Genomic DNA, 5004 nt, shown 5'->3' on the forward strand with positions numbered 1-5004 from the left:
AGGATGGTGTGCTGGGCCAGATCACGGGTCCTGGCGTGGCAGAGGGTGACGGTGGCTTCGCGCTGCAGCAGCATCAAGGCCATGGGCTTGCCGACGATGTTGCTGGCCCCCACCACCACCACGTTCTGGCCGGCCACGTCGGTGCCGGTGGTGTCGAGCAGCAATTGCACGCCGTAGGGGGTGCAGGGCGGAAAGATGGTGTTGCCGACGACCAGGCCACCGACGTTGTAGAGGTGAAAGCCGTCCACGTCCTTGTGCACGCTGATCGCCTCCAGCACCTTGCGCCCGTCGATGTGGGGCGGCAGCGGTAGCTGGATGAGGATGCCGTGCACGGCCGGGTCGGCGTTGAGGCGGGCGATGGTGGCGAGGACTTCCGATTCCACCGTGTCGTCCGGCAGGGCGATGTGGAAGGAGCGCACGCCGCATTCCTCACAGGCCTTCACCTTGTTGCCCACATAGACCCGGCTGGCCGGGTTGTCGCCCACCAGGATCACCGCCAGGCCGGGGGTGACGCCCTGGGCCACCAGAGTGCCGACGCGGGTCTTGAAGCCTTCGCGGAGTTGTTTCGAGAGGGCCTTGCCGTCAATGATGCGGGCGGTCATGGGTTCAGTCTCCAGCAAAAAAACGGGGCGGCCCGAAAGCCGCCCCGGTGAAACGCCTTGCGGGGCGAGAGGGAGAAACACGGTTGCGGGCAGGCCGGTGATCAGCGTCCGCGGGCGACTGAAGTCGCCCCTACGGGGAAAGGCTGCAGGCGGCATCGCGGAATCCGATGCTCCTGTAGGGGCGACTTCAGTCGCCCATCCGCACGTTGATCACCGACACACCCCTGATCGAAGTCCGCGGGCGACTGAAGTCGTCCCTACGGGGGAAGACTGCAGGCGGCACGGCGGGATCTGACGCTCCTGTAGGGGCGACTTCAGTCGCCCATCCGCACGTTGATCACCGACACACCCTTGATCGAAGTCCGCGGGCGACTGAAGTCGCCCCTACAGCCATCGATCAGCGGCTGCCTTTGCTCAGAAGCCCTTGCCGGGGATCCAGTTGGTGCCGGCCAGCGGGACGCCGGCCATGGCGGCGGCTTCGATGGTGAGGGCGACCAGATCTTCCGGTTCCAGGTGATGCACGTTCTGCTTGCCGCAGGCCCGGGCGATGGTGGTGAGCTCCATGTTCAGGGTCTTGATGTAGTTCTTGAGGTGCTTGGCCCCCACTTCCGGCGACAGGCGCTGTTCCAGGATGGCGTCCTGGGTGGTGATGCCCACCGGGCACTTGCCGGTGTGGCAGTGGTGGCAGAAGCCCGGCGCGGTGCCCAGGGCGTTGTAGTCGGCGATGGCGTCGTGATGGGCGCCGTTCTGGAAGTAGGTCTCGCCGTTGCAGCCCAGGGCCACCAGCACGCCCTGGCCGATGGCCACCGCGTCGGCGCCCATGGCGAGGGCCTTGGCCACGTCGGCGCCGGTGCGGATGCCGCCGGAGACGATGAGCTGGACCTTGCCCTTCATGTCCAGGTCTTCCAGGGCATTGACGGCCTGGCGCACGGCGGCCAGGGTGGGGATGCCCACGTGCTCGATGAAGCAGGTCTGGGTGGCGGCGGTGCCGCCCTGCATGCCGTCCACCACCACCACGTCGGCGCCGGAATGCACGGCCAGCTTGACGTCGTTGAACGTGCGGGTGGCGCCAACCTTCACATAGATGGGCTTCTCCCAGTCGGTGATTTCGCGCAGCTCCTGGATCTTGATGGCCAGGTCGTCCGGGCCGGTCCAGTCCGGGTGGCGGCAGGCGGAGCGCTGGTCCACACCTTCGGGCAGGGTGCGCATCTTGGCGACGCGGGGGTTCACCTTCTGGCCCAGCAGCATGCCGCCGCCGCCCGGCTTGGCGCCCTGGCCGATCACCACTTCAATGGCGTCGGCCTTGCGCAGGTCGTCCGGGTTGAAGCCGTAGCGGGAGGGCAGGCACTGGTAGATCAGGGTCTTGGAGGAGCGTCGCTCTTCCTGGGTCATGCCGCCGTCGCCGGTGGTGGTGGAGGTGCCGAGGGCGGTGGCGGCCAGGCCCAGGGATTCCTTGACGTTGGCGGACAGGGCGCCAAAGCTCATGCCGGCGATGGTGATGGGGATGTCGAGCTCGATGGGCTTCTTGGCGAAGCGGGTGCCAAGCAGGGTCTTGGTGATGCACTTCTCCCGGTAGCCTTCCAGCGGGTAGCGGGACATGGAGGCGCCGAGGAAGACCAGGTCGTCAAAGTTGGGCAGCTTGCGCTTGGCGCCCATACCGCGGATCTCGTAGAGGCCGTGGGCCGCGGCGTTGCGGATGTAGTCGAGGGTCTTGCGGTCGTAGCCGTAGGATTCCTCGCGGGAGAGGTTCTTGAAATTCACGGGTTTGGTTTCCATGGTGGAACTCCTCAATATTCGTTGGCCAGGTCCGTCGGCCTGATTCGGGTCGCGGGCGGGTCAGCCCTGCCAGACCCGTGTCCTGGTCAGTACTCCTGGTTGGCGTCGGCGTTCCAGTGGTACAGGGAGCGCTGGGAGGCGATGCGCCGGAAGGCCTTGGGGTCGTGGTCGAGGCCGGCCTGGTCGAGCAGGCTGGCCACGGCGGCGATGTCCGCTTCGGTCATCTCTTCGTACTGGGCGTCGGCGCCGAGGGACTTCACCTTGCCCTTCACGTAGAGCACGGCTTCGTAGAGCGAGTCGCCGAGGGCGTCGCCGGCGTCGCCGCAGATGACCATGCGGCCGGCCTGGGCCATGAAGGCCGAGAAGCTGCCCACCGAGCCGCCGACGACGATGTTGCCGCCCTTCAGCGAGATGCCGCAGCGCAGGCCGGCGTCACCCTCGATGACCAGCAGGCCGCCATGGGCCGAGGCACCGGCGCCGTTGGAGGCAAAGCCCTTGACGTGCACCTTGCCGCTCATCATGTTCTCGGCCACGCCGGTGCCGGCGCTGCCGGTGATGGTGACGGTGGCCGACTTGTTCATGCCGCCGGCGTAGTAGCCGGCGTGGCCGACCACTTCGACTTCGATGGGGCAGTCCAGGCCAACCGCGATGTTGTGGGCGCCGTCCGGGTTGAGGACGGTCACATGGCCGACTTTGCCTTCCTTGGCACCCGTGTGCAGGAAGGTGTTGAGCTCCCGCAGGGGCTGTGCGGCCAGGTCGAAGGTCAGGCGTTCCATACGTACATCTCCTCGGGGGCGGGTTCGAAAACAGTGGCGTGCTTGACGCCGGGCAGGTGGGCCAGGGAACGGAATTCGGAGGCGATGGCCACGTAGTCGTCGGTCTCGGCCACCACCGCCGGCTTGCAGGCGAAGGGGTCGCGGATCAGGGCCAGCTTGTCGGGGGTGCCCATCAGGAAGGTGAAGAAGCCGTCCAGCTCTTCAAAGCCCTTCTGCAGGGCGGTCTCCAGGTCGTCCCCTTCACGCAGGCGCCATTCCAGGAAGCGGCAGGCGGCCTCGGTGTCGTTGTCGGTCTCGAAGGTGATGCCCCGCGGCTCGAGCATGCGACGGATGCCGTTGGGGTTGGACAGGGAGCCGTTGTGCACCAGGCAGAAGTCTTCACCGGCGGTGAAGGGGTGGGCGCGGTCCGGGGTCACCGCAGACTCGGTGGCCATGCGGGTGTGGCCCACGAGGTGGGAGCCGGTCAGGCCGGCAAAGCCGTAGCGGGCGGCCACCTCGGCCGGGGTGCCGATGTCCTTGTAGAGGTCGATGCTGCGGCCGGTGGACAGGATGTGCAGCTTGGGGTGGTGCTCCTTGATCCAGCGCTTGACCACCGTCGGGGCGATGTCGAAGCCGAGGATGGCGTGGTTGCCCTTGGGGGTGATGCTGGCGCTGACGCCCAGGTGGGCCTTGAGCTCATGGGTGAGGCCGAGCCAGTTGAAGTCGGCGCCGTCTTCGGTGAGGCCGGAGTACAGGCTGATCTTGCGCTCGGTCTCGGCGAGGGGGTTGCCGAACACGGCCAGGCCGGCGGAGTCGGGGCCGCGCTCGGTCATGCCGATGAGCATCGGGACCATCAGCTCGCCGAGCTTCTCCCGCAGGGCCGGTGTCTTCACCAGCAGTCCAACGATTCCACACATGGTTGCTTCTCCTTCGTTAAGTCTTTGATTCGTTGATCCGGCTTCGTCTGAACCTGTTGGGGCGGCTCGTTGGGGCGGCTCGTTGGGGCGGCTCGTTGGGGCGACTTCAGTCGCCCATCTGCGCGTTGATTCCTCGGCATGCCTTTGATCGACTGTCCGTGGGCGACTGAAGTCGCCCCTACAGAGTCGCCCCTACAGAGTCGCCCCTACAGGGGTTCAGAAGAATTCCAGGTAGCTCTTGATTTCCCAGTCCGAGACGTGGCGCATGTACTCCACCCATTCCATGTGCTTGAGGCGCAGGAACTCGCCGGCGACGGGGCCGAGGGCCTTGCACAGCACGGTGTCCTTCTCCAGGGCGAGCAGGGCTTCGTGGAGGTTCTGGGGCAGGATCTCGATGCCCTCGGCCTTCAGCTCTTCGGGGCTGAGGGCGTAGAGGTTCTGGTTGTGGGGGGCGCCCGGGTCGAGCTTGCGCTCGATGCCGTCAAGGCCGGCAGCGATCACCGCGGCGGTGGCCAGGTAGGGATTGCAGGCGCCGTCGGGCAGGCGCAGCTCCAGCCGGCCATGGGGGATGCGCACCATGGACGAACGGTTGTTGTCGCCGTAGCTGATGTAGGCCGGGGCCCAGGTGGCGCCGGTGAGGGAGCGGCCCACCACCAGGCGCTTGTAGCTGTTCACCGTGGGGGCGCAGATCGCCGCCAGGGCCGGCGCGTGGGCCAGGATGCCGCCCAGGAACTGGTAGGCCAGCTTCGAGAGGCCAAGGCCGTACTTGTCGGACTCGTCGGCGAAGAGGTTGGTCTTGCCGTCACCGATGGACATGTGGATGTGCATGCCGTTGCCCGGCCGGTTGGCGAAGGGCTTGGGCATGAAGGAGCAGATCATGCCCAGGTCGTTGGCGATCTCCGAGGCGGCCATCTTGAACAGCAGGTAGTGGTCGGCGGAGGTCAGGCAGTCGGC

At 66.7% G+C, this 5004-nt stretch carries 4 protein-coding genes and 1 pseudogene; all 5 read right to left on the reverse strand.

The window, feature by feature from the left end; translation table 11 throughout:
* Nucleotides 1-602 (reverse strand): tetrahydrofolate dehydrogenase/cyclohydrolase catalytic domain-containing protein (locus J0L98_RS21090; protein WP_296414172.1); only part of this gene is annotated, 602 nt, incomplete at its 3' end.
* A gap of 414 nt (nucleotides 603-1016) precedes the next feature.
* Nucleotides 1017-2378, reverse strand: coding sequence for an FMN-binding glutamate synthase family protein (locus tag J0L98_RS21095; protein ID WP_296414173.1), 1362 nt, complete (start codon nucleotides 2376-2378; stop codon nucleotides 1017-1019).
* Nucleotides 2379-2464: 86 nt separating this feature from the next.
* Nucleotides 2465-3154 carry a protein glxC gene (locus J0L98_RS21100; protein ID WP_296414174.1) on the reverse strand — a complete coding sequence of 230 codons (690 nt, stop codon included), beginning with the start codon at nucleotides 3152-3154 and terminating at the stop codon, nucleotides 2465-2467.
* A complete protein-coding gene (locus J0L98_RS21105) occupies nucleotides 3142-4050 on the reverse strand; it encodes a class II glutamine amidotransferase (protein ID WP_296414175.1) in 909 nt (302 codons plus the stop codon). Before J0L98_RS21105 ends, J0L98_RS21100 begins: the two co-directional genes overlap by 13 nt.
* A gap of 216 nt (nucleotides 4051-4266) precedes the next feature.
* Nucleotides 4267-5004 (reverse strand): annotated as a pseudogene (locus J0L98_RS21110) (type III glutamate--ammonia ligase); the annotation flags it as partial.

Origin of the sequence: Zoogloea sp. (assembly GCF_017302315.1) — a bacterium.
Classification (GTDB): domain Bacteria; phylum Pseudomonadota; class Gammaproteobacteria; order Burkholderiales; family Rhodocyclaceae; genus Zoogloea.